At 39.3% G+C, this 21,921-nt stretch carries 19 protein-coding genes and 1 tRNA gene; 16 read left to right on the top strand and 4 right to left on the bottom strand.

Annotated elements, in window-relative coordinates; translation table 11 throughout:
* Positions 1 to 17: 17 nt before the first annotated feature.
* The gene (gene mscL, locus ACFIKN_RS06690) at positions 18 to 425 is read right to left on the bottom strand and encodes a large conductance mechanosensitive channel protein MscL (protein ID WP_273790360.1); all 408 of its coding nucleotides are present in this window, start codon (positions 423 to 425) and stop codon (positions 18 to 20) included.
* A gap of 1,202 nt (positions 426 to 1,627) precedes the next feature.
* Here mscL and ACFIKN_RS06685 point away from each other — a divergent pair.
* The 14 genes from ACFIKN_RS06685 (at position 1,628) to ACFIKN_RS06620 (ending at position 16,579) form a co-directional block, all read left to right on the top strand.
* Positions 1,628 to 2,710 (top strand): quinone-dependent dihydroorotate dehydrogenase, encoded by a 1,083-nt coding sequence (locus ACFIKN_RS06685; protein ID WP_273790361.1) that lies wholly within the window; start codon positions 1,628 to 1,630, stop codon positions 2,708 to 2,710.
* A 137-nt stretch (positions 2,711 to 2,847) separates the two neighbouring features.
* Positions 2,848 to 2,924, top strand: a tRNA-His gene (locus ACFIKN_RS06680).
* A gap of 545 nt (positions 2,925 to 3,469) precedes the next feature.
* Positions 3,470 to 3,793, top strand: a complete 324-nt coding sequence (locus tag ACFIKN_RS06675) for a hypothetical protein (RefSeq protein ID WP_375658120.1) — start codon at positions 3,470 to 3,472, stop codon at positions 3,791 to 3,793.
* Positions 3,794 to 3,940: 147 nt separating this feature from the next.
* Entirely contained in the window at positions 3,941 to 4,804 is an 864-nt protein-coding gene (locus ACFIKN_RS06670; RefSeq protein ID WP_375658119.1) for a hypothetical protein, read from the top strand.
* A gap of 594 nt (positions 4,805 to 5,398) precedes the next feature.
* A complete protein-coding gene (locus ACFIKN_RS06665; protein WP_375658118.1) occupies positions 5,399 to 5,809 on the top strand; it encodes a hypothetical protein in 411 nt (136 codons plus the stop codon).
* Between the two features lie 119 nt (positions 5,810 to 5,928).
* Positions 5,929 to 6,816: a hypothetical protein gene (locus ACFIKN_RS06660; RefSeq protein ID WP_375658117.1), complete on the top strand. Its 888-nt coding sequence runs from the start codon at positions 5,929 to 5,931 to the stop codon at positions 6,814 to 6,816.
* A gap of 2 nt (positions 6,817 to 6,818) precedes the next feature.
* Positions 6,819 to 7,733, top strand: a complete 915-nt coding sequence (locus tag ACFIKN_RS06655) for a hypothetical protein (protein WP_375658116.1) — start codon at positions 6,819 to 6,821, stop codon at positions 7,731 to 7,733.
* A 271-nt stretch (positions 7,734 to 8,004) separates the two neighbouring features.
* Entirely contained in the window at positions 8,005 to 11,202 is a 3,198-nt protein-coding gene (locus ACFIKN_RS06650; RefSeq protein ID WP_375658115.1) for a DEAD/DEAH box helicase family protein, read from the top strand.
* A 315-nt stretch (positions 11,203 to 11,517) separates the two neighbouring features.
* On the top strand, positions 11,518 to 12,768 hold the full coding sequence (locus ACFIKN_RS06645) for an MFS transporter (RefSeq protein ID WP_375658114.1): 1,251 nt from the start codon (positions 11,518 to 11,520) through the stop codon (positions 12,766 to 12,768).
* A gap of 998 nt (positions 12,769 to 13,766) precedes the next feature.
* Complete coding sequence (locus ACFIKN_RS06640; RefSeq protein WP_375658113.1) at positions 13,767 to 14,582, top strand: MATE family efflux transporter; 816 nt, start codon at positions 13,767 to 13,769, stop codon at positions 14,580 to 14,582.
* Positions 14,468 to 15,043 carry an MATE family efflux transporter gene (locus tag ACFIKN_RS06635; RefSeq protein WP_375658124.1) on the top strand — a complete coding sequence of 192 codons (576 nt, stop codon included), beginning with the start codon at positions 14,468 to 14,470 and terminating at the stop codon, positions 15,041 to 15,043. The genes ACFIKN_RS06640 and ACFIKN_RS06635 overlap by 115 nt, the downstream gene beginning before the upstream one ends.
* 547 nt (positions 15,044 to 15,590) lie before the next feature.
* On the top strand, positions 15,591 to 15,764 hold the full coding sequence (locus ACFIKN_RS06630; RefSeq protein WP_375658112.1) for a hypothetical protein: 174 nt from the start codon (positions 15,591 to 15,593) through the stop codon (positions 15,762 to 15,764).
* A gap of 423 nt (positions 15,765 to 16,187) precedes the next feature.
* Positions 16,188 to 16,364 (top strand): hypothetical protein, encoded by a 177-nt coding sequence (locus ACFIKN_RS06625; RefSeq protein WP_375658111.1) that lies wholly within the window; start codon positions 16,188 to 16,190, stop codon positions 16,362 to 16,364.
* Positions 16,365 to 16,429: 65 nt separating this feature from the next.
* Positions 16,430 to 16,579, top strand: a complete 150-nt coding sequence (locus ACFIKN_RS06620) for a hypothetical protein (RefSeq protein ID WP_375640948.1) — start codon at positions 16,430 to 16,432, stop codon at positions 16,577 to 16,579.
* A gap of 755 nt (positions 16,580 to 17,334) precedes the next feature.
* On the opposite strand, the gene ACFIKN_RS06615 is transcribed toward ACFIKN_RS06620, so the two are convergent.
* The 3 genes from ACFIKN_RS06615 to ACFIKN_RS06605 form a co-directional block, all read right to left on the bottom strand.
* Entirely contained in the window at positions 17,335 to 17,457 is a 123-nt protein-coding gene (locus ACFIKN_RS06615) for a hypothetical protein (protein WP_375631524.1), read from the bottom strand.
* Positions 17,458 to 17,553: 96 nt separating this feature from the next.
* A complete protein-coding gene (locus ACFIKN_RS06610) occupies positions 17,554 to 18,774 on the bottom strand; it encodes an MFS transporter (protein WP_375658110.1) in 1,221 nt (406 codons plus the stop codon).
* Between the two features lie 10 nt (positions 18,775 to 18,784).
* Complete coding sequence (locus ACFIKN_RS06605; RefSeq protein ID WP_375658109.1) at positions 18,785 to 20,206, bottom strand: coproporphyrinogen-III oxidase family protein; 1,422 nt, start codon at positions 20,204 to 20,206, stop codon at positions 18,785 to 18,787.
* 338 nt (positions 20,207 to 20,544) lie between these two features.
* Between ACFIKN_RS06605 and ACFIKN_RS06600 the strand changes: the two genes are divergently transcribed.
* Both ACFIKN_RS06600 and ACFIKN_RS06595 read left to right on the top strand, forming a co-directional pair.
* A complete protein-coding gene (locus ACFIKN_RS06600) occupies positions 20,545 to 21,228 on the top strand; it encodes a hypothetical protein (protein WP_375658108.1) in 684 nt (227 codons plus the stop codon).
* 218 nt (positions 21,229 to 21,446) lie between these two features.
* The gene (locus tag ACFIKN_RS06595) at positions 21,447 to 21,662 is read left to right on the top strand and encodes a class I SAM-dependent methyltransferase (RefSeq protein ID WP_375658107.1); all 216 of its coding nucleotides are present in this window, start codon (positions 21,447 to 21,449) and stop codon (positions 21,660 to 21,662) included.
* Positions 21,663 to 21,921 lie beyond the last annotated feature (259 nt).

Genomic DNA, 21,921 nt, shown 5'->3' with positions numbered 1-21,921 from the left:
GTAAATCTTGCATAAAATTATTTTTTCTTAGCCAAAAGATCTCTAATTTCTGTTAACAGTTGTTCTTCTGAAGACGTTTTTTGGGGGCTTTCTTCTTCTTTTCTACGGATTTTGTTCATAGCTTTAACGAATAAAAAAAGCACCCAAGCAATAATGAGAAAATTGATAAGTAAAGTAATAAAGTGTCCATAGCTAATGGTTGCTCCAGTTGCTTTGGCGGCACTCAATGTTGCTTGTTTTTCGCCAGCAAGTTGAATAAACATATTAGAAAAATCAATTCCACCTGTAATCAATCCAATGATTGGCATAAAAATATCATTGACAATTGAGTTGACCAAGCTACCAAAAGCACCCCCTATAATCACACCGATAGCAAGATCAATCATATTACCTTTTAGGGCAAATTCTTTGAATTCTTTAAGCATTGCATTTTCCCCTTTATGTAAGTGATATACGGTAATTTACTTACCGCTTTTGATGAAAAAGGAAAGGGCAGATTTTGTTTTTATGATTATATTACAATATTAATATTATTTTCAAAGACTTTATAAGGTTTAATAAAGAGCTTTAGGGTTCTATTTGGATTTTAGGGCTCTATTTGAATTTACATAGAACCTTTCCTAGAAAAAAGCTTTTTTAATAAAAACTATATCTGCTTTTTCAACAGAAAGTAGAAAACTGTAGCTTAATTTATATAATTGCCTCAAGATTTTTATGTTAACATTAAAAAGAGAGATTTTTACACAATACCACAGTAACACTTATAATTTAATTCCTCTTAATTTAGTAAGCGATAATAGAAATTAGGAGGGCATTATGGCTTATCTAAAAGCTATTTGTACTGGGTTGCATGAGCTAAAATGGAGATAATTCCGATGGAAGAAACACATTTCATCTGCTGGAAGATTGTATCAGTTTATAAATAGCAGAGCTCTAGGGTTTGCAAGATCATTTTGGTTTGGAAGTCGTTGGTATGATAGGTGTGAGTTCAACAATCAACTGTCATTACTTAAAATATATGTTAGACAGAGCACTTAATAGATGCAAAATTGTATTTAACGCATCAGAAATGGCAAAGGAAACAACGCAGATTCTTCAAAATTCTATCAATAGAGTACAAATTGATTGAACATTCTGTTGCTAATAAATGGTGCAACAATAGTATGAATTTAGATGTTTTTATGAACCATGTATTCTATAAATGCTAGGAAAAAAATAGCTTGAGCAAGCTCTGTTTCTATTGGAAACAATATTACACAGAGGAACTTTGGGAATAGAGGGCATTTGCATGCATATTTAAGAGAATTATGAGCTTGCCTGCATAAGATGCCACAAAACCATGACTATGGTAAAGAGCCATTGATGTTTCAATTCATGCTGCATTTTATAAGATTAGGATTCATATTTTAATCTTTAAAAAATGTCGAAAAAGAGAAACGTTTTTTAAGAATAAAAAGTGCTTTACACAGTATATATCAATATAAACATGTATGGCTATTATATGATGATTTTTCTTCTAGAAGGGGAATATTATTTGGATAATATGCTTTCTTTGATTGGAAATCTTTTGTGTTAAAAGATATAGGTGAGGTGCGATGGATCATTTTTATGTTGTGGAGAAGGATTAATGAGTTTTTTTCGTTGTATTGGCCGTTCTGCCTTATTTATGTTGGATCCAGAGCAAGCACACGGTTTAGCGATTCTCGGGCTGAAAAGTGGATTAAATGGTTGTCAAAAGGTTATCGACAAACGTTTGTGTGTAACTGTTGCTGGTCTTGAGTTTGAAAATTTTATTGGTCTTGCAGCGGGGTTTGATAAAAATGCAGAGGTTGTAGATGGTATTTTTCGTTTAGGATTTGGTTTTACTGAAATTGGGACAGTGACACCAAAGCCTCAGATTGGAAATCCTAAACCACGGCTTTTCCGTTTAAAAGAAGATGAAGCGATTATTAATAGAATGGGCTTTAATAATGACGGACATCAAGTTGTTTACAATAGATTGCGTGCGTGTAAAAAAACTGGTGTTATAGGAGTCAACATTGGAGCCAATAAGGATACGTTCGATAAGATTGATGATTATACTGTTGGTATTGTTCATTTTTATGATGTTGCTGATTATTTTACGGTTAATATTTCTTCTCCTAATACACCAGGTTTACGTGATTTACAGGCCCGTGACAGTTTGCATCTTTTGTTGAGTGCAGTTTCGAAAGCGCGAAATGAGCAAGAGAACAAGCATGGATTCTCCATTCCTATTTTTTTAAAAATTGCTCCCGATTTATCAGAGAAAGAATTAGATGATGTTGCTGAAGAAATAAAACTTTCTGATTTTAATGGACTGATTGTTTCTAACACAACTCTTTCACGCCAGGGGCTTAGCAATAGTCACTTCAGTAATGAACAGGGTGGGCTTTCTGGACGTCCACTTTTTGAGCGTTCTACTATTGTGCTTGCAAAAATGCGTCAAAAATTAGGGAAGGAGATTGCAATTATTGGTGTTGGCGGTGTAAAGGACGCACAAACCGCTTTGGAAAAAGTAAAAGCTGGTGCAGATTTAATTCAATTATATAGTGGGATGGTTTATGAAGGTCCAGATCTTGTCATAACTATTCTGCAAGAGATTTTGCAGATGATGCAACAAGATGGAGTTGATAACATAAAAAGCTATCGTGATCATAGTCTTGAACATTGGGCAAAATTTCCTTTGTAAAAAAACGCTTTTTTCTTCACAAAAAATTGCGAGATTTTTTTTAAGGGGCTTGCAAACTTTGTTGATTTTCCTTATGTCACATAAGCAAAGAATAAATGTTTACGAAATCGTGAACAGTTATGATACATTTATTTTATGCGGTTGTAGCTCAGTTGGTTAGAGCGCTGGTTTGTGGCACCAGAGGTCGTAGGTTCAAATCCCACCAACCGTACCATTTATCTTGTTACAACTTTTCTAATTCTTATTTTTGGCGTTTTGTGAGGCAGTTAAAAGCCGTGCTTGGCGGGCTTTTTTGCGTGTGAGCCGTCACGGAGCAGAGACCTTGCGCGGATGATTTTCCTCAAATTTTGCCCAAAACGGAATGATACGATCAATAATCGCTTGAAATATAAACGGGTTAACTAAATCTATGATTCTGATTGCAATTGCAACAATAAATATCTCTCTCAGTATATTTATATACTTTTAGTATATTTTGTAAACCAAGAGAATCTTATTTGACTTTCATTATTATTGCTCATAATGTAAACTATTAAGTTCAAACACATAAAATAAGTAAGCATAAATTTACTAAAATATGCCATATTTTTGACACAATGCCCTTGATTTTGTCAACTATATATTATAAATGTGAACTTGCATGAAAGTGCATTCATATCTCCAGGGGTGTTTCGGTGGTTGATTATGGGTAGGCCATTCTGGCGCGGGGACATAAGTAACCTTGGGGGATTTATTTATACACTAAATTGGAGAAAATAAATGAGATTTTCAAGTAGTTCGTACAATTATTGCAGTGCCGATAATTTTAGTAGCAAATATAACTCTGGTACTGTGTTTGGTAGCAAGTATGGTGGTAAGGTTGGCCTTGCGGGTGGTTTTTTCGCAGGATGGGCAGCGGGGCGTGATTATAAGGCTGGCATGGCCGTAGGAAGCTTTGGGGAAGCTGTAGGCAATCAATTCGGAGACATCATAGGCGGTTATGCTGGTTATGGTGTGGCTGCTGCCCAGTGTGGCACACAGTTTTTTGGTCAATCTATTGCTAATTCAGGTGGTTTGTACGGTGTTGGGATACTGACATATTGACGGGCTTTTGATGTAGTTCTTTGGGTTATCCTAAAGCCTAGAATGGTGGTACTGTAAAAGGTGCCACCTTTATGTTTGAAATATTGCACAGGAGGAGCTATGGGCGAGTTTAGTATAGTGCTCGTTTATTTTTGTCTGTGGTTTGGCATGTTGTATCTATTCCTCAAAACTATTGCTATTAATGGAAAAAGCATGTTAGGCAGGGAGAACACGGTTACATTCATAGTGGCGGCATTGGTTGTTCCTCCCATCATATATATCTTTGAGTATTTTGAGTATATAGTCGGTGTGCCGATAACATCTTCTCATGTTGCTATAATTATGTTCTTTCTTTCTTTTTGCATTGAATTTATACCCAATATAGTAAACAATATAAAATGCTTTAGTTTGGCCATTATCGCAAGTTGCCCCATTTTTTTCATCGCAGCTGGTTTTATTGTTATGAGTGATGACCTTCTGTTAGATTTTTTTGATCTGCAGCTTTCGAGCTATATTTATCTGCTTTTCATTATTCCGTTGATGATAGGGGGGGCTCGCTATGTCCTAATTGCTAAAGCTTTGAAGGAAAAATCTATGTCAGTGCTAGATTTAAGCATTTGTATTGGCTGTGGGTTTGCCATAGGCATCTTTTTTGTGTCATCACTGCTTTTATCAGACCTTCGAGAAATCTATCAACAGATAGGTTTTGCAAACAGGGAGGCAGTGAAAAAAATGTTTGATTATGCGGTGTTTGGTTTTGCTATTCTAACGGGCCAAGTTTTTTTGACATTTTTGATGGTTCTCTTTGTTACTACAAAGAAATATTATTGGTTGGTCCTTGATGTTCTTGCAGAGCTGTTTTTTAGCCTCTTTGTTTCTTATTATGTAGCGTTTGTTCATACAGATGATGACTATGGAATGGTTAAAAATTGGATTTGTTTGATGTTTGTTGTTTATGTGTACGCGCGTTACATTAAATCAAAGAATGTGAAGCTTAGCGTGATTAACCCGTTTAAAAGGAAAACTGAGTGAGAAGACAGGAGGCTATAGTTCTTTGGGTTTATCCTAACAGCCTAGAGCAGCCAACCCAGTAGGGGCAGTTTCTGGAGCAATAGTAGGCGGGGTCCCGTGGCGCAGCCGCGGGTATTGCTAAAGTTGGTTGGGATTGTGTTCGCTCTAAGTGGTGAAATTGTTGTTTGACCTGGCTTTTTTAACAAGGTAAAGGCCTTGCTAAGGGGTACACTATCAGCCTCTTAGCAGGGAGTTTTTCTCCCGCAATAATATCTTGGTATGCTTGGGAGGGCAAGGCGCTTTAAGGAAATTATATGTCTGACTTAATTTTTGGAATGTTGCTTAGTTTTGGGATAAGTTCCAGCCCTTGTCTCCTTAAAAACAATGGCTTGTTGGGCGAGCGTGTCATTTTTTTGGGGGGGGCTAGCTGGCCTTTCCTGCGCTATCATCTTCGCTTATCCACATAGTGAAAGTGGGCTTCCAGACTTATCTTTGCTTTTGGTATGTTATCTTGGCATTCTTTTAATTCTGCACGAGCACTACTTATATAAATATTTAGTTCTTGGGTTCTGTGGTGCAGTTGCTACCTTGTGTATTGGGGCAGGTTTTATATATTTGAGTTCTTTGTTGCCATTGCCTGCTTTGTCTGCTGCTAATAATAGCCAGCAGCAGGTGGTGCATTACATGAGTTTGGTTGCTGCAAACTATCCCTTTTTTATCCTTTTGATATCAGTTTTAACTGCGGAGCTTTTGCGTTTGTGGTTGCTTCGCGTATATAAGCCAGAATTAGCTGCGCGTGAGGTCCTTTATTTCGGGCTGGGCTGGGGTGTTCTAGACTTATGCTATAAGACCCTCCCAGCTCTTTTTCTTTACTTGAATTACCGTGTTGATAGGGCGCCACAAATGGTGGGCTATGTCGCATTTGAATCTTGTCCACAAGCGATCAGCTATCTTATTGCCGCGGGCATGATTGTATTGATGCATGTTGTAAATACGCGCCTTTATGTATCTTGGTTTCCAAGATAAGCGCAAGGTCTATTTCTATCTGCCTTTTGTAATTCATTTTGCGGTTGGTCTTTTGTTTATGTTTGACATTTCTTCAGGCTATGCAATATTAATAAATTCTATTTTTGAGGCTTGCAATAATGCTTGACAAATTGACATTATCTGTTATCGGCGCCGTTTTTTGTCTGGTGCTGATTATTTTTCCTTTGATGAAGAAAAAAACATTGGTTGAACATTTAGTTTTCTTGCTCGTTGTTTTGTGTCTTGTTTTTCTTTATGTTTATGGCGCTACGAGTTATTTTCCTTATTATGTTTTGGCGCTTTCGCTTATATTGGGGTACCGCTGGTTACTCTCTTTGGTTAAAACGTTTAAAGGCACGAAGGCGATTATTGGGTCAAGCGCTGGTTGTTATGTGCTTTTTATTTTTTTTCTATACGGCTTTATGCGTATGATAGGCAGTTTGATTTTAGATTTTTCTGCTTATAGTACGCCTAATATTGTTTTTGCTGTTGGTCTATTCCCTATAGGCATGGCGATTATGCAGTTTTTTTTGCTCTCTCATTGGGTGGCAGAAGATAATGGCAATGGTGTAGAGGCAGGACTGGGCGTGGGAATGGGGATTTGGGGGGCTGCTATAGGGCTTGTACTGCTTACATCTCTACCAGAAGCTGTGAAAATCCTAAAAGGGGCCTTTAGTCTTGATAGGGACGCCTTACTTTCTTTACTTGAGACGGTAATATATTATGCGTTTATTATAGGTCTGAATCTTTTATCAACTTTCTTAATGCTTGTGGTTTTCCTTGACAAGAAATGGCGTTTTTTTGTTCTTATCCTGCTTTTACAATGCTTGGCGGCTTGGGCGCGCTTTTCATGGCGGGCCGCTGAGCCAGAACTTCTTGCAATTGGGCATTATACAATCGCTACTATTCTTATGTTTGCTCTTATGCGGCAAATTTATGATTTTGTGCAAGACAGATTATCCATGAAGAAAAATAGCAGTTACGCTGTAGTAAATGAGGGGGCATAATAATGTTGGTTTTATTTATTACTTCGCTTCTCGCAGGCCTTATTTATGGCGCTGTCATTTATAATTTTTTTCGCTCTACGTTTAGTTGGATAAATGTGCTGTTGAGCGGCATAGTTTTTGGGGTGATTGTTCTGTTAGTATGGCGTTACTCGGAAACAGAACATAAACTTGATGCCTTACGTTTACTGCAAGTGCTTGGCGTTGTTTTTCTTCTATGTGTGTTTCATCATTTTCTGAAGTTCAAATTGGTTGTCGCTGGTGCTGTGGGATGGTTTGTTGCTAGCTGCATTGCTGGCGGGTTTCTTGCTTTTTGGGAGCAATCTGTAATAAAAACGCTTTATATGATGAGTATTGTTGAAACCAAGAGTCGTGCAGAGCAGGGGCTGGCGCTTGTTTTTTTATTTTTAACATTTACGGTTTTTTTTGTTGTAGCAGAAGAAGCTATGCGTCGTTGGTTAGTTACTAAGTTTTATCGGTGCTCGCCTAGTTTTTTGTGGCGTTTGCCGCTGAATATTGGCATAGGCTGGGGTTTATGCGAATTAGTTTATAAGGCGCTAGGGCCTTTCCTTGTTTATAATGGCTGGCCTATTCGATCTAGGTTATTAGCCGGTGAATATGTAATTTTTTATTCCTGGACGCAAGCGAGTATTTTTTTGTGTGCTTTAATGAGCGTCATACTCATGCATATTTTCAATACATGCTTGGCGTATCGTGGTGTTGTTACACGCTCTAAATTTTATGCGTGTGCACCTTTTTTTGTCCACGCTATTGTTAACTGTTTCGGTGCAACAGTGCTGGTTACAGAGAAGGTTTGGTTTAATGTTGGGGGCAGCTTGTTTATTCTACTTTGTGTGATGTTGTTCGTATATTTTGAAAGCAAAAATCCTTTAATACAAAACATAAAACTGCGCGCTTAAAGTGTTGTAGAGTGATGAATAACTTTGCGTACTCTAAGTATGGCTAGAGAGCCTGATACGCGCTTTCTGTTCTGCAAAAAATAGAGAAGGTTAGCACCGACGTAACGCGTCCAGTACCAAGAGCGACGTCATTTCTGCACTAATTGGGGGGAGGGTGTGCCACTGTCCACGCGCATATGGGAGTTTGCAAATATGCTATCATGTAACTTTCTAGTGTCCTCCTTTCTATTATCCTCCATGAGATTGAAGATGGGAATCTTGAAGCGGCGATATGAGACTTAAATTTAAACAACAAGAATTTCAAAATGATGCCGTTAAAAGCGTCATTGATTTGTTTAAAGGCCAACCACAACGGGATTCTTTTTTTTCTTTGCATTCAGAACAAGGACAATTAGCGTTAAATGAATTTGGTTATGGTAATCAATTATTGATCAGTGATGAAAGCATATTAGCAAATTTACGAGAGGTGCAACAGAACAATAAACTCTTGGCGAGTGAGACGCTAGAGCAAAAGCAGTTTTCTATTGAGATGGAAACGGGAACAGGCAAAACTTATGTCTATAGCAAGACGATTTTTGAGTTAAATCAACGCTATGGCTTTATCAAATTTATTATTGTCGTACCAAGTGTTGCTATTCGCGAAGGGGTGTATAAATCACTTCAGGTAACAAGGGAGCATTTTCAAGCAGAGTTTGATAATCTGCCCTATCGTTATTTTATTTATAGTTCAAAAGATCTTTCGCAAATTCGCCAATTTGCAAGCTCTACCAATATTGAAATTATGATTATCAATATTGATGCATTTAAAAAAGCAGAAAATATTATCAACCTTCCGCAAGATAGACTGAATGGCGAAAGTGCTATGCGCTATTATCCAAGACACAAATCCGATTTGATCATAGATGAACCGCAATCGGTGGATAATACAGCAAAAGCGAAGGAGGCTATTGCGAGCCTTAACCCGCTTTGTGTTTTCCGCTATAGTGCCACGCATAAAGATGAGATTAATCTTTTATATCGTTTAACACCTGTTGATGCTTATAAAAAAGGACTGGTAAAGCAAATTTGTGTCTCTACGAATCAGATAGAGCAAAATTTTAACCGTCCCTATATTGCCTTGAAATCCGTATCTCACAAACATGGCTTTAAGGCGCGCTTAGAGTTGGATATTGCGGGAAAGAATGGCACTGTGAGCCGCAAAACAGTTACAGTGAGACAAGGCGATGATCTGTATCGCGTTACGGGCGGGCGTGAGCTTTATGGGGGTTATATTGTTTCGGGTATCAATTGCATGGCGGGGGATGAAGCTGTTGAGTTTTCTGATACTGAAATTGTCAAATTTGGCCACGCCCTTGGTGATGTGAATACAATAGAGCTTAAACGCGCGCAAATTTATCGCACTATAGAAACACATTTAGATAAAGAATTGCGGCTTGCGCCTTTAGGGATTAAAGTTTTATCACTTTTTTTTATTGATGAGGTGGCTAAATATCGTAGCTCTGATGAAGAGCCAGCACTTTATGAGCGTATGTTTGAAGAATGTTATGAAGAGCTGTTGGCGAAAAAGAAATATGCCTCCTTGCGAACTAAGTTTGCACAAAATGTTCGAAACGTGCACGGCGGTTATTTCTCGCAAGACAAAAAAGGCGTCTATAAGGATACAAAGGGCGACAGCCAAGCTGATGATGACACTTATAACACGATTATGCGTGATAAGGAGTGGTTATTATCTTTTGCATGCCCCTTGCGTTTTATCTTTTCGCATTCGGCCTTGAGAGAAGGCTGGGATAATCCGAATGTGTTTCAAGTGTGTATGTTGATTGAGCAAAAATCGAATTTTACCGTACGGCAAAAGATTGGTCGCGGTTTGCGCTTGTGCGTAAACCAACACGGTGAACAGGTAGAAGATAAAGATATAAATGTGCTGCATGTCATGGTGAATGAAAGCTTTGCTGAGTTTGTGAGTACATTGCAAAAAGAATTAGAGGCGGATATTGGTTATAAACTTGGTACATTGCAGATGGAGCATTTGGTTGGCCGTATTTATGAAGATGTAAAATATGTGGCCGCTAAAGTGGAAGTATCGCAAGCACAAAAAATTGTTAAAATACTTGTTGCAAAAGATTTTATTGATGAGGCAGGTGTCGTTAAAGTAGATCAAGATTTAGTAGCGAGCGAATTTGATGCTATAGGGGCGGAGGAAATGCCACGCGAATTGCGTCAAGAAATTGTGAAAAAAACTGATGCGGGCGCGCTTATTAATGTTGAGACGCTGCAAGATCTGATTTATATGACAACTGTGACAGAAACAAAAATTCTGTCTTCGCAAGAGGCTGCTGATATATTGGTTGAGTTGCGTGAAAAAGCCTTGCTTACATCAGCAGGAAAAATCACAGATACATTAAAAGCGCAATGGGCGACTGGGACGTTAGATTTAAGTGAACGTTTTAGTAAAGGGCAGAAGCAGGCTGTGCTGCAGGCGCTAGAAGCGAGCCAAGCCATGCCGATTATTCGTAATGCTACGCGCGAGGTGCGGGTTAAGCTTAAAAAGCAAACAGTGGCTTCACCAGAGTTTTTGGACTTGTGGGAAAAGATCAATAAAAAGACCACTTATCGTGCAAAGCTTGATCGCACAGAGTTTGTTGCCAAAGCAGTGGATGCAGTGGAAAAAATGGCGCCAGTTGCGCCCGCGCATTTGGTTTATCAGACAGCAGAGATAGAACTGGATAGTGCTGGTGTGACCTATGAAGAGCAGTTATTAAAGCAGAGTGCGCTTGATTATAGTTTTTGTGCACTGCCGAACATTGTACATTATTTGACCTTAAAGCTGAAATTAACCACAAAGACAATTATTGGTATTTTGACCAAGAGTGGCCGTGAGCATGAGTTTGTAAAAAATCCACAAGCTTTTTTAGAGCGCATAGAAGAAATACTCAATAAAACCCATGTTAATCTTACAATTGATGGCATTAAATATTTAAAGCTGGTCGGGCAAGAATATAGTGTGCAAGAGCTTTTTACCAGTGAAGAGCTTGTGGCAAATTTAGAGCGTACAGCTGTTGTGAGTGAGAAGAGTGTGTATGATCATGTGGTTTATGAAAGCAGTGTGGAGAAAGAGTTTGCACAAAGTCTTGAAAATGATCCTGAAGTCAGATTGTTTTTTAAACTACCAAGAAGTTTTAAAATAGCCACTCCCATTGGTTCTTATACGCCTGATTGGGCAGTTTTTTTAGAGCGAGATGGCGAACAAAAGCTTTACTTTGTGCTGGAGACAAAAGGGGCAAATAGCGAGTTTGATTTGCGACTTAAAGAAATACTGAAGATTAAATGCGGCAAAGCGCATTTTGCTGCACTGCAAACGAGCGTTGCGTTTAACGACCAGCCGGTGATAAATTGGCGTGAATATAAGCGTACTTTGCCCGAAGGGGCGCATGAGTTTCCAAGTGCTGCGGTGGTTGTTACAGAATGATTGGAGCATGAAATACTTAAGGGGGAGGGGAGAAAAGCTTTTTATATCAAAATAATAAATTGATAAAAGGTAGTTATAATGTACACTTCATGTTGAATTTAATTGTTTTCATTTAATACAGGAGGTAAAGTTATGAAAACTAAAGATATGTATAAACCACTGAAAAAAAATTAAACGGGTTGATGTTGCTGCGCTCAAAGCCCGAGCAAGTGAGCAGAAAATGGCTGCTTGAGGCGCTTCTATGAATTGAAGTTTTAAAATATACAAAGCTGGCGGCAAAAAAAGCTGCCAGCTTTATAGCTTTTGGATATATTAATGACGATAGATTATGAAGTTAAAAAGTTGCTCTATGGCTGTGGGGCAATGAGCGGGGTTCGGCTGATTACAGGTTCCTTCCATGCTTTTTTTTTCTTGTCTATGGGCGTTAGTATAGCACAGTTAGCCTTATTACAAATTGTATTTAGCGCGGCTATTTGTATTTTTGAAGTGCCTTGTGGAATTTTAGGAGATAAAATTGGCGTTAAAAAAAATGTTATCTTATCATGTTTCTTTTTTTCGCTCTTCTTCTTTTTATGTATTTACGCGCCTAATCTTTCTGTCTTAATTCCGGCAGAAATTATATATGCTTTAGGCTTTGCTTTATGTTCTGGCGCTGATAGTACATGGATTAAAGGCTTAATCGATAGCGGTGGTTACAAGGGTAGTTTGATCTACCACCAAGTAAACGTTTATAAGCGGGAACTGACGGCATTCATGAATATGGTTGCTGGTGCGCTAGGTGTTCTTATTGTTTTGTGTATGGATAATTATCAGTCGGCATATTATTTTTGTTCTTTCGGGTTTCTCGTGCTTGTATTCTTGTTTAGTCGGGTGACGGGGATAGGTATTGCATCCGCTTCGGATAGTCAGTCAATAGACTCGGGTTCTTTGTTGCATGCAACAGAAGCTTTTACTTATTTAGTTACCTCAAAAATCGGATTATATTATATATTGATATGTGGTTTTATTGTTGCTGCATTGCAGCCAATATTTCATTTTTGGCAACCTTTTATTTTGGGACAGACAGGAGTATTAGACAATGCGACAGGAAAGACTAAAATTCTTATTCTTGGCCTGTGCTTTGTGTCTTATACTCTCGTAAAATACTTATTTAATCGCTTTGTAATTAAATATTTTATGCAAAAATATGCTCCTATGGCGATAACTTTGTGCTCACTCGTCCTAAGTGCTGTTGTTATGCTTGCTCTGCTTCTCGTTGCAAACAGTTGGGCTCCTATTATTTTATTCACCGTATTTCACAGTTTTTTTTCTGTTCCTATGACGCAGTTTGAAGCAGAGTTTTTTAAACATATTCAACAAAAGAATGCAAATACGGTTTTATCCATGGTTAGTTTTCTTGCGCGTATTTTTGGTATTTTAGCGCTTGTGCTGATTGGTTGGTTGGCAAATAATGTTTGTATAGAAGCAGCTTTTTGTTTTGCCTTGGTTTGTATATGTTTAATTATCCCGCTTAATTTGGCTTGGCTTTATACTGATAAAAAGTTAATAAAAAACGAAGAGGTCTGAGAGTGAAGATACAGTTGAATAGGGCCTTGCCTGTGACTTACATAAAGACACAGGAAAGAATAGTGTGTGGGTCATCTTATATGGATTGAGTCGAAATTAATAGCTGTCCATCGTTTTTAGTAGAGATGCTTATCGATTTGAATACACCAAATGATTGTGCTGCTATTAGCCAGAAATATCGCGAACGAGCATATCAAGAGGATATGATATTGATGTGTTGTTAAATGAATACTTCAGATTGGATTCGGAGGTGGACAAAATTATTATTTTTGGAGAGGGCAATCATTCATATGAAGTCTCTATAGTTTTGTGATGTGGACATGGTGCGTATAGTTATAGAATGCTCTCCTAGTGAGTGCTAGATGGTGCTTTTGCGTCCGTAAAATATTGTGCGTTGGTTGTTGAACTAAAGTTTCATAATTTTAGATCGTAGAGCGGTGGGGCATCGAGGTGTCTTATGTATCATAAACGCTCTTTTTTAATTGGTGTATAGGCACAATGGATTGTAAAAATGCTAATGCCTGTGTTTTTTGACAACTTGGTCGGCTTTGTTTTTTTACATATGTAAGCAGCGAGTAAGCAAAGGTTAGCACAGGTGTATTACTTGCAGTACCAAAAAGTTTGATTAAAAATACTAAAAATGGATATACAAGACGAACAAACGGCTCGCTGAGGATCTTTTATCAATGACTGTAGTTGCTTGGTGGCATAATATTGTACAAAAAAACGCATGGCATAAAGTCCAAAAAACCAATAAAGGTGCATTGCGCTTCTTTTTTAAGAACTGGGCATCTCCTCTTACCTTAATGCGTTCTCATTATGCATCCTTTACACAAGACTTGCGATGGAAAGACTTTACGGAAAAAATCAATGTGTTTTGTTTAAAAGATCCGAGCTTAATATGCCCTTCAATATGGAAAGATATTTCACAATGTTTGTTGTGATGAAGCAATTGCTCTCTCTTGGCATGCCACTGGCTATAGGGTTTATCATCTCAGATGATGATTTCCTTCACAGATGCAGCGCTTGTAGCGCATTTAGGCGTGCAAGCCTTGAGTGGTACAATGTTAGCTCTGAGTATATTTAGTTTTGTTATGTTGTTTGGGCTAGGTATTATTACCGCGGTTGCACCAAAACTTGCGGAAAGTTTTCGCAGACAAGATAGATATGCATTAAAGGCATGGTTTGATCAAGGAATATGGCTTTCCCTTGTGATTGGAATGATGAGTGCAATCATTTTACTCAATACGAGGAATATTTTGTGTCTTCTCGGCCAAGATGAGACAATTGCCAATATAGCACAGGAATATAATAGTGGCGCTGCTATAGGAGTGGTGTTTTTTTATCTTTATGTGAATAGCCGAGGATTGCTGTCAGCAATTGGTAATCCAAAGCCCTTAACCTGGGTTATGCTTGCGGCTATCCTCGTAAATTTTCTTATCTCTTGGCTGCTTATTTTTGGTATAGGTTCTGCAAGCGGATTAGGTGTCTTTGGTGCAGGAATTGCGAGCAGTTTGATCCGTATTTTAATTGTTATTGCAGCAGCAATAATATTGTCCCGCAATTCTGCTTTTCATTCTTTTCGCTTTAATTATTTGAGACCAAAGTTAGAGATTTCACGAATAATAAAATTGCTGCGAGTAGGGCTACCCATTGGTATACGTATTCTTATTGCGGAGGGTTTTCCTTCGGTCATTGCATTCATGATTACGGCTTATGGGATCGAATCTTTGGCCGCGCATACGATAGGGATGCGTCTCGATATGCTTATTTCTGTGGTGGCTTTGGGATTTCCAGCGCAGCTGCGACAATAGCAGCGTGGTATAGAGCAGATAGGAATAATATGGCTCTAAAACAGCTGCGTATGAGTGTCACAGTTTTTGCTGTAGCTTATGTCTTATTTTTATCAGTGGTTGTTTATCTCTCTTATGAATTTATCCTTACAACCATCTTTAATATTTCTGAAGACAGCGTTGTTGTTTTCTCTTGGAAGTTGCTTCCGTTCATCTTATTGTCTTTTGCTTTTGGCACTTTAGGAGCTATGCTCAATGGCATACTTGTGGGTTTGCTTGATACGTTTTGGTCAACAATTGTTGTAGCAATAAGTTATTGGGGGTTAGGCCTATTTGGGGGAGCGCTAATGGCAAATTTTTTTGAATATGACTTTATTGGCTATTGGCTTGGCATGATTGGTGCAAGCTTAATCGTTTCTCTCTTTAATTATATGCGCGTGGGTTATTTAATAAAATGCAATCCTATGTTTGGGGCAGAGTGAGTGTTATAAAAGCGCTTGTAAAGCACTAGCTGTGAAGGCTTAGCTACTCACCATCCATAGAGGCTGTTTTTACTTCTATGGAGATAACAATATAGGTTACAAAACTTGCTTAATATTGAAAAGAAGTGTCTTTGATTGTAGCCTCAATATTATTTGTTGAGTTTTTAAAATAATATGGGTTTATTAAAATCATTTGGCTACAATTTAAGAGTAAGTTCGGTAGATTGGAAGAGTTTAATACCTTAAAAAATGACGAGAAAAAACGTGCTTATATTCATACGCCGTTGAGGAGGCATTTAAAAAAGTTGTTGTTTTTATAAGTCATTACCATTGTGATGCTAAAACGCATGCATTTGTCAAAACAATCGCAGACGCTAACGATGTTATTCTTGCAAGCCCTGTTTATCACGGGTCTTATTCAGGGGGGGATTGAAGAATGCTCTTGATAATTTAGAGTATAATGCTTTTGGGATAAAGTTTTTAGTCATCTCTCTCATGACAATATAACCCAAAATGCGCACTGCCCTGTGTATATTTGGTACCAATTGTGCATAAGCTTTATGGACAGGCGCTGCAATATCAAGTTGCTTCGGCTAAAGATGATTTTGCGTTTGAGAATGAAAACCGCACACGGAGACTTAGCAGCGTAAATGTACGGGCTTGCTGCGCACATCTTGCTGATAAAATGTACAATAAGGGTGGAGGATATGATCAAAAATGATAGGAAATACCGTTATTTAGTCATTGGTGGTGCAGGAATATTGGCTCCCTTCGCCGGTTATTAGGGCTGAACAACGTGATTATCGCAGCGCGTTTTCGTTCTCATCAATCCAAAATTGAGTTATTTCAGACAAGGGCTAAATGTATATTTTGGAGATTATTATAAGCCATAGGCACAATTTTTAAAAGGGGTACCCCTATGGACGGGCTTGAAATATTGCATATTATGGGGGGCATTCGCTTGCACATGCATTTTCGTGTAGGTTGAGATTGAGCGGTTGGCCTTCTTACCGAAGCCTCTGCGTATTGTTCATGTTTTTGGTTCTAATGCAGAGGATAAAATAATCTCTGGATGTGCGCATCACAATGAGATTGATCCCATATCTGTAAAATTAGGTCGGAAAAGGCGATCATATGGCCGGCGGTGGTCAATGAGAAGAGTGTATATGATTATGTGGGGTTTATAAGAGTAATATTGAGAAAGAATTTGCGCAAAATTAATGATAATGCCTCCGAAGTAAAATTATTTTTTAAATTGCCAAGGAGCTTTAAAATCGTGGCGCTCATAGGCTCTTACACGCCGGATTGGGGGGTGTTTTAGAGTGAGATGGCGCGCAAAAGCTTTATTTTGTACTGAAAACAAAAGGAACGAATAGCGAGTTTGATTTGCGCCTTAAAGAAATGCTGAAGATTAAATGCGGCAAGGCGCATTTTACCGCCCTTGAGACTGGTGTGGTGTTTAACGAGGCACCGGTGATGAGTTGGCGCGATTCTAAGCGGGGGATGGTGGTAGAGAGAGTTGGGGGGCTGTGGTAGGAGTGGGGGGCACGAATGACGCTGTCTTTAGTTGCGTACCGCCAAGCTAATTTTGTGCTTTGCGAAATTAGCCAAGGCTTTTGGACGTACCGCGTTTACCGCGTAATAAAATCTTATGAATATCATGCAGAAGGCGCACAGAAATGGGTGATTGCGTGTCTAGCATTCCCAATGCCGTAATTAAGTACAGCCACAAATGAGATAGCTCTTCAATATCATCAGTCGCACTAATACTTTTTCTTTATTTTCAAACAATAATAGGTCAGATGGTAACGATTATGTCCTTTCTATCTGAGAAAAGAGTAGCACCGCTTGCGTATATGCACGAGTAAAAGTCAATCAACATTGGTCTGAGGTAAAAACAGCCAATTATTTCTAATACACCTAAGGATTTCATAGCTTGCTCTAACGGTTTATATAAATCCGCCCTTTTAAAAGGTGGATTGGGTGGAAAATTTATTGGGATATAGGCTTTATGAATCTCTCGAACTAAGCTTCCTACTATGCAGGCCCTAAGGCGTGATTGCATATATGGTCGCATCTGTTGCTTGTTGTGTAGGCAGAGATCCTAAATTAGGAAAGGAGGGCTGGTCTTTTAATTACAAAGGAAGAATACGGCGCGTAAGTGCAACAAAATGTATTTTGAGGAGCAGTAAAGGGGTGAGGCATTTGATGTCCAGCGGATGACGGATTAACTGGAGTATAAGTAGGCATTGCTAGGGCGGAGTTTTTAGTTAAGAATTGCGCTCTGTGCGCTATAAGCTCTCTGCATCCTTCATATAGGCGTTGAGATCATCGCCCAATGCAACGTAAAGGGGCTGTTTTGTCTTTAGCGCTTGTTTGGCTGCTTCTATAGTGCCGCTGGCTCTATCAGCCATTATGGTTATAATTTCCTCGTCCAAAGAACAGATCAATCGATTGCGTAATAGGGTATGTGTGCCTTTTTTGACCGTGTCTTTTTTTAAAAGCAGCTGTTACCTCGTGGCAGGATTGGGTGTGTTTATATGATCAGCCTGCCAAAGAAATGGAAGCGTTATCGCGATAGCCACCAATAGTAGTCCAGCGATAAAGGCGGCAGCAAACTGCAATGATATAAAAGAACCAAGGACGCCGACCAAAAAGCTTCCGACCGGCATTCCAGCATAGCCTATCACCCGAAAAGCAGAATTAGCTCGCCCGAGAAGTTGCTTTGGTGTGAGGCGCTGCCTGAAGGCGGTAACACCAATAAACCATAAGCTTGCTCCAACGCCAGCGATAAAGGTGACGCCCCATACGACGACAGCACTTTTTGAAAAGGCTGGAATCAGCAGCAAGACAACCGTTCCTAAACCGTCAGTGAGAACAGCTAGGCGCACCGGTGCATAACGTATACGCGGCGCAAATAGGGCACCTGCCATTGTTCCAAGCGCGTAGGCCGCAAACATCACGCCATATTGGCTGCTATGTAGGCCCAGATACCGACTGTCGGTAACGAAGAAGATGAACGAGGTTAGGAATGCTCCAAATACCACCGATAGAAAGAATGTGAGTAATGTAAGGGAGGTAAGATGCCGATTTGAAAAAATGAAACGAAAGCCGGCAATAATATAACGGAAAGTGATGTTTTCTTTATCAAGTGTTGGCGATGTCGGAACAGCACGGCGAGCGGTAAAAATCAATGTGATAAAAAGCACGATTAACAAGCCAAGAAATAGCAGTGTGCCATGCCCTAAAATGCTGCTTGTTATGACAGGGGCAAGAAAATAGGAGACCCCGAAATCTAAAAACAAGACAATTGAGTAGAAGGTCATCAATCGCTCTCCCTCCATGATAAGTGGTGGAATCGTCATTATATAAGCTTCGGCAGAAACGACGATGAATCCAGCAATGGTTGCATAGAAGAAAATTTGTTCGGCTGGAGCAATCTGTATCATGAGCAGTACGAACAGGACAATATGCAGTAGCATGAAGATGAGGAGAGCCGAGGTGGCAAGTTTTATTTTGTCGCAGCGATCAAGTAAAGCGCCTGCAAGGATGCCGAAAATTGGCCACGCTAATGAGAAGAGACCTTGCGCCCAACTTACTCCGACTACGCCATATCCAGATTGTCTTGCTAATAGCGGGATGGCAGTGCGCAAAGCACCGCTGAGTAAGGCGAGCAGACTAACGGTTAGGCAAAAATAGCGTATGTTCCTGTTGGCAAAAAGCGTGAACATTCTTTTCTCCTTAAGATGCCATACAGGTTTCCGCTGTTCCATCAAGTACGGCGGTTGTATTCAGCATGTTTGCGACATAGCCGTCCAAGATATTCCTATCTGCCTGAGGTAGAAGAAAATACATAAGGTTGGAATACCATTGCCAACCACGCTGAGTCAGCTGGAGATCGTTATCACTTTCTACGATGAGACCTGCACCTATGAGCTGTTGTAGGTTATTGTATACGAAAGAGGGGAGTGCGGTCCAGTCAATTCTTTCTTTTTTGGCATAGCCGTTATAAGGTAGCCGCATACACAAAGCTTTGGAGGCTTGTTGCTCCGCTGATACCCAATTGTAGTATACTTTGGATTTGCCTTTAAGTTGTATGTCGGTAATGTATCCGCTTCGACTGGGATTGGCTCGTGTGACGAGTGAGCCGAGAATCGACAGTGCTGACGCCCCGAAGCCAACCACATAATCGTCATGATAACCATACAAATATTTGTGATAGCGGAAATAATTAGCTGAACTCGTTTTAGCGAGCGTTAGAGGAGTGTTATTGGCAATTTTGATATAGGAATGCCCATTACACGGCGCATAGCCGCAGCTGCGCATAACGATATCGCTAAATAATCGAAGCATTTGTCGATGCTGTAGGCTGGACGGTTTTAGCCCTTTTTGTGCGTAAGACTTATGCAGTTGCGACGTGATAGCCAGATTGTTGATTGCATAAAGGTTGATGGTTTCAGGATGAAGCTCGCTGGCTTGCTTCAAATCGTATAATAGTTCTTCGGCTTGCTGGCTGTGCTGCCATATAGTAGGTCGAAACCGACATGTCCCAATTATCTCTTGTGACCAAGCCATGGTATTGTTGATTTGTTCACGTGTTGAGGTGAGGTTAAACAATGATCGGAAACGCTCAATGAAACTCTGTATACCGAAGCTGATCCGGTTAACGCCGATCTCACGGGCAGCATAAAGTTTATCACGTGTGACGCTCTTCGGTTTGCTTTCCAGTGTAAATTCGGCTAAGGAAGAGAGCTCAAATTCAGCATGCAATACTTTTCCGATGTGGCGGATATTATCTGCGGACAAGAGCGACGGTGTGCCGCCCCCTATATAGATGCTGCGGATGGGCCCTCTAAGCGAGCGAATGAAATTTCCTTTGGCTCTGATCTCTGTGGTAAGCGCTGACATATAAGATTCGATTTGCTTAACGTGCTTGTAGGCTCCTTTCTGAAAGGGACAGAAGGAACAGATGGTTTCGCAAAAGGGAATATGCAAATAAAGAGAAATGGTACGCGCTTGTGGAATTTGCTTACTGTGCGCTAGTTTATTAAAGTCTAGGTAATCGTAAAATTCATTTGAAATAGTGCGAAATAACGGATATGTGAAGTTGTAAATCGTCTTGAGTTGGTCGAACTTCACAAAAGGATGATCCACGAGTTGCATAACTTACCTCCCCCAATTTCTTAACTCGCACTATATTATTGACGGGCGACTGGTGACCCAATCACCCGAGTGTATTACCAAAGATTTTCACGGAACATAATGAATCCTCCTTTTGTAGAAGTTATATGTATTATACATATAACTTCTTATATGAACAGGCGAGCTTGTTTAAGAGGCAATGTAAAGATAAAAATATAAAAGAACTTTCTCTTGCAGCCTTATGGTCTGATATTGTAATTGGTATCCTGTTTTACGTGGTCGGGCTATGAATGCCTAGGGCGAGAAAAAGCAGGGTATTTTAATGGACGTGCGGGGCATCATTGTTATGTTGCTGGGACTTGGAATTTGCGTCTGGTTATGAAATATCATTAGTGCAAAAAGATGATTTTAAAGGTAGATATATATTTTTTGATATCCCTGTAAAACTTCGAGAAGAGATAGAATTATCTATTAGAAAACATATAAATGTCCAGTGTGATAATATTATCGAATTACATGACATCATCGCTCTTGCCCGCCATTTTGACATATTGCCTAAAATTTCATTGAGATTGTGCCATGTACTGGCAAACGGGGATAGATTGCGTTTTGGTATGACTGCGGCGGAGTTACGTGCCGCATTATCTTTGCTAGAATCCAATAGGATTAGGCTTAATGGGGCGCCTTTGCATGTGGGCTCTAATTTGAATTCGACTGAGTTAATAGTATCCACCTTAACTAAGGCTGGAAAGGATATTTACGCATTGAAGGATCAAAAAAGTTTTATCAGTCTAGGCGGGGGATATCCGACTTCCACAGCGTTCTGCGATGCCGTGACGATCAATGACGAATACTCTCGTAAAATTTATGAGGCATTATCACAATTGGGTTGTGATTTACATAAGCTTACGGTAATTATTGAATCTAGGCATATTATATCTGAAGATTATGGTTATTTATTTTCTATAAAAGAGCAGAGTGGTACGAACTTAATTACAATCTGGGCTCTGGGGATGTGTACTCAATCTGCACAGTATCATTAGGTCATAAGTCAAAGTATGTGAAAGCAACTGATACAAAAAAGATTTTACGATGGTGGAAGATCGACGATGAAGGACTTTAGTTCAAAGGAAATTGATATTATTGTGTTCTCATATCCTGATTTTTTGGCTTTTTAGATATAAATAACACACCTCCTAGTGGGCTGGAGACTATCAAATGTTGGATCACGCATGGCGCAATTAGCAAAAATTCCTATCTATTGGATTTGGTATGCTCTACTGGATTCTCAGCTCTAAATATTGTGTGCGAAGTGCAATGTCAAGCGGTGGAAATTGATATAAGTGCAGAGTTTGTACCATCCGCTCAGAACAAGGTTGATAGCTCTGTTATGCAGGCGATGGTTAAGTTTCATATCGGAAATGCTGAGCGTATGACTTATCCTGAAAATACATTTACGCATATTATGGCGGGGTGAGTGTTTGTAAGCACTAGCTGTAAAGGCTACTCACCATCCTAGGGTGTTTACTTCTATGTGGATAACAATAGAGTTACAAAACTTGCTTCATATTAAAAGAAAAGTTTCCTTTCTTTTAATTAAGCATTGCGACAACCAAAAGGAAATTAAATATCTCGCCTTTATTATTCTCACCAATGTTTGCTTATATATGATTATTTGAATCGGAATTAGGTTACGTACAATATGGTATTTCTCGCTGTTTTATATAAGGAGAAGG

Source organism: Bartonella sp. CL436QHHD, from assembly GCF_042195105.1.
Classification (GTDB): Bacteria; Pseudomonadota; Alphaproteobacteria; order Rhizobiales; family Rhizobiaceae; genus Bartonella.
Note: the sequence above shows the minus strand (reverse complement) of the source record. Positions and strands in the feature narration are given on the sequence as shown.

Bases quoted from the DNA above. Each gene is read 5' to 3' on its own strand.
- mscL (WP_273790360.1), bottom strand. From the start codon at position 425: ATGCTTAAAGAATTCAAAGAATTTGCCCTAAAAGGTAATATGATTGAT.
- ACFIKN_RS06685 (WP_273790361.1), top strand. From the start codon at position 1,628: ATGAGTTTTTTTCGTTGTATTGGCCGTTCTGCCTTATTTATGTTGGAT.
- ACFIKN_RS06675 (WP_375658120.1), top strand. From the start codon at position 3,470: ATGAGATTTTCAAGTAGTTCGTACAATTATTGCAGTGCCGATAATTTT.
- ACFIKN_RS06670 (WP_375658119.1), top strand. From the start codon at position 3,941: ATGTTGTATCTATTCCTCAAAACTATTGCTATTAATGGAAAAAGCATG.
- ACFIKN_RS06660 (WP_375658117.1), top strand. From the start codon at position 5,929: ATGCTTGACAAATTGACATTATCTGTTATCGGCGCCGTTTTTTGTCTG.
- ACFIKN_RS06655 (WP_375658116.1), top strand. From the start codon at position 6,819: ATGTTGGTTTTATTTATTACTTCGCTTCTCGCAGGCCTTATTTATGGC.
- ACFIKN_RS06650 (WP_375658115.1), top strand. From the start codon at position 8,005: ATGAGACTTAAATTTAAACAACAAGAATTTCAAAATGATGCCGTTAAA.
- ACFIKN_RS06645 (WP_375658114.1), top strand. From the start codon at position 11,518: ATGACGATAGATTATGAAGTTAAAAAGTTGCTCTATGGCTGTGGGGCA.
- ACFIKN_RS06640 (WP_375658113.1), top strand. From the start codon at position 13,767: ATGATGATTTCCTTCACAGATGCAGCGCTTGTAGCGCATTTAGGCGTG.
- ACFIKN_RS06615 (WP_375631524.1), bottom strand. From the start codon at position 17,457: ATGGCTGATAGAGCCAGCGGCACTATAGAAGCAGCCAAACAAGCGCTA.
- ACFIKN_RS06610 (WP_375658110.1), bottom strand. From the start codon at position 18,774: ATGTTCACGCTTTTTGCCAACAGGAACATACGCTATTTTTGCCTAACC.
- ACFIKN_RS06605 (WP_375658109.1), bottom strand. From the start codon at position 20,206: ATGCAACTCGTGGATCATCCTTTTGTGAAGTTCGACCAACTCAAGACG.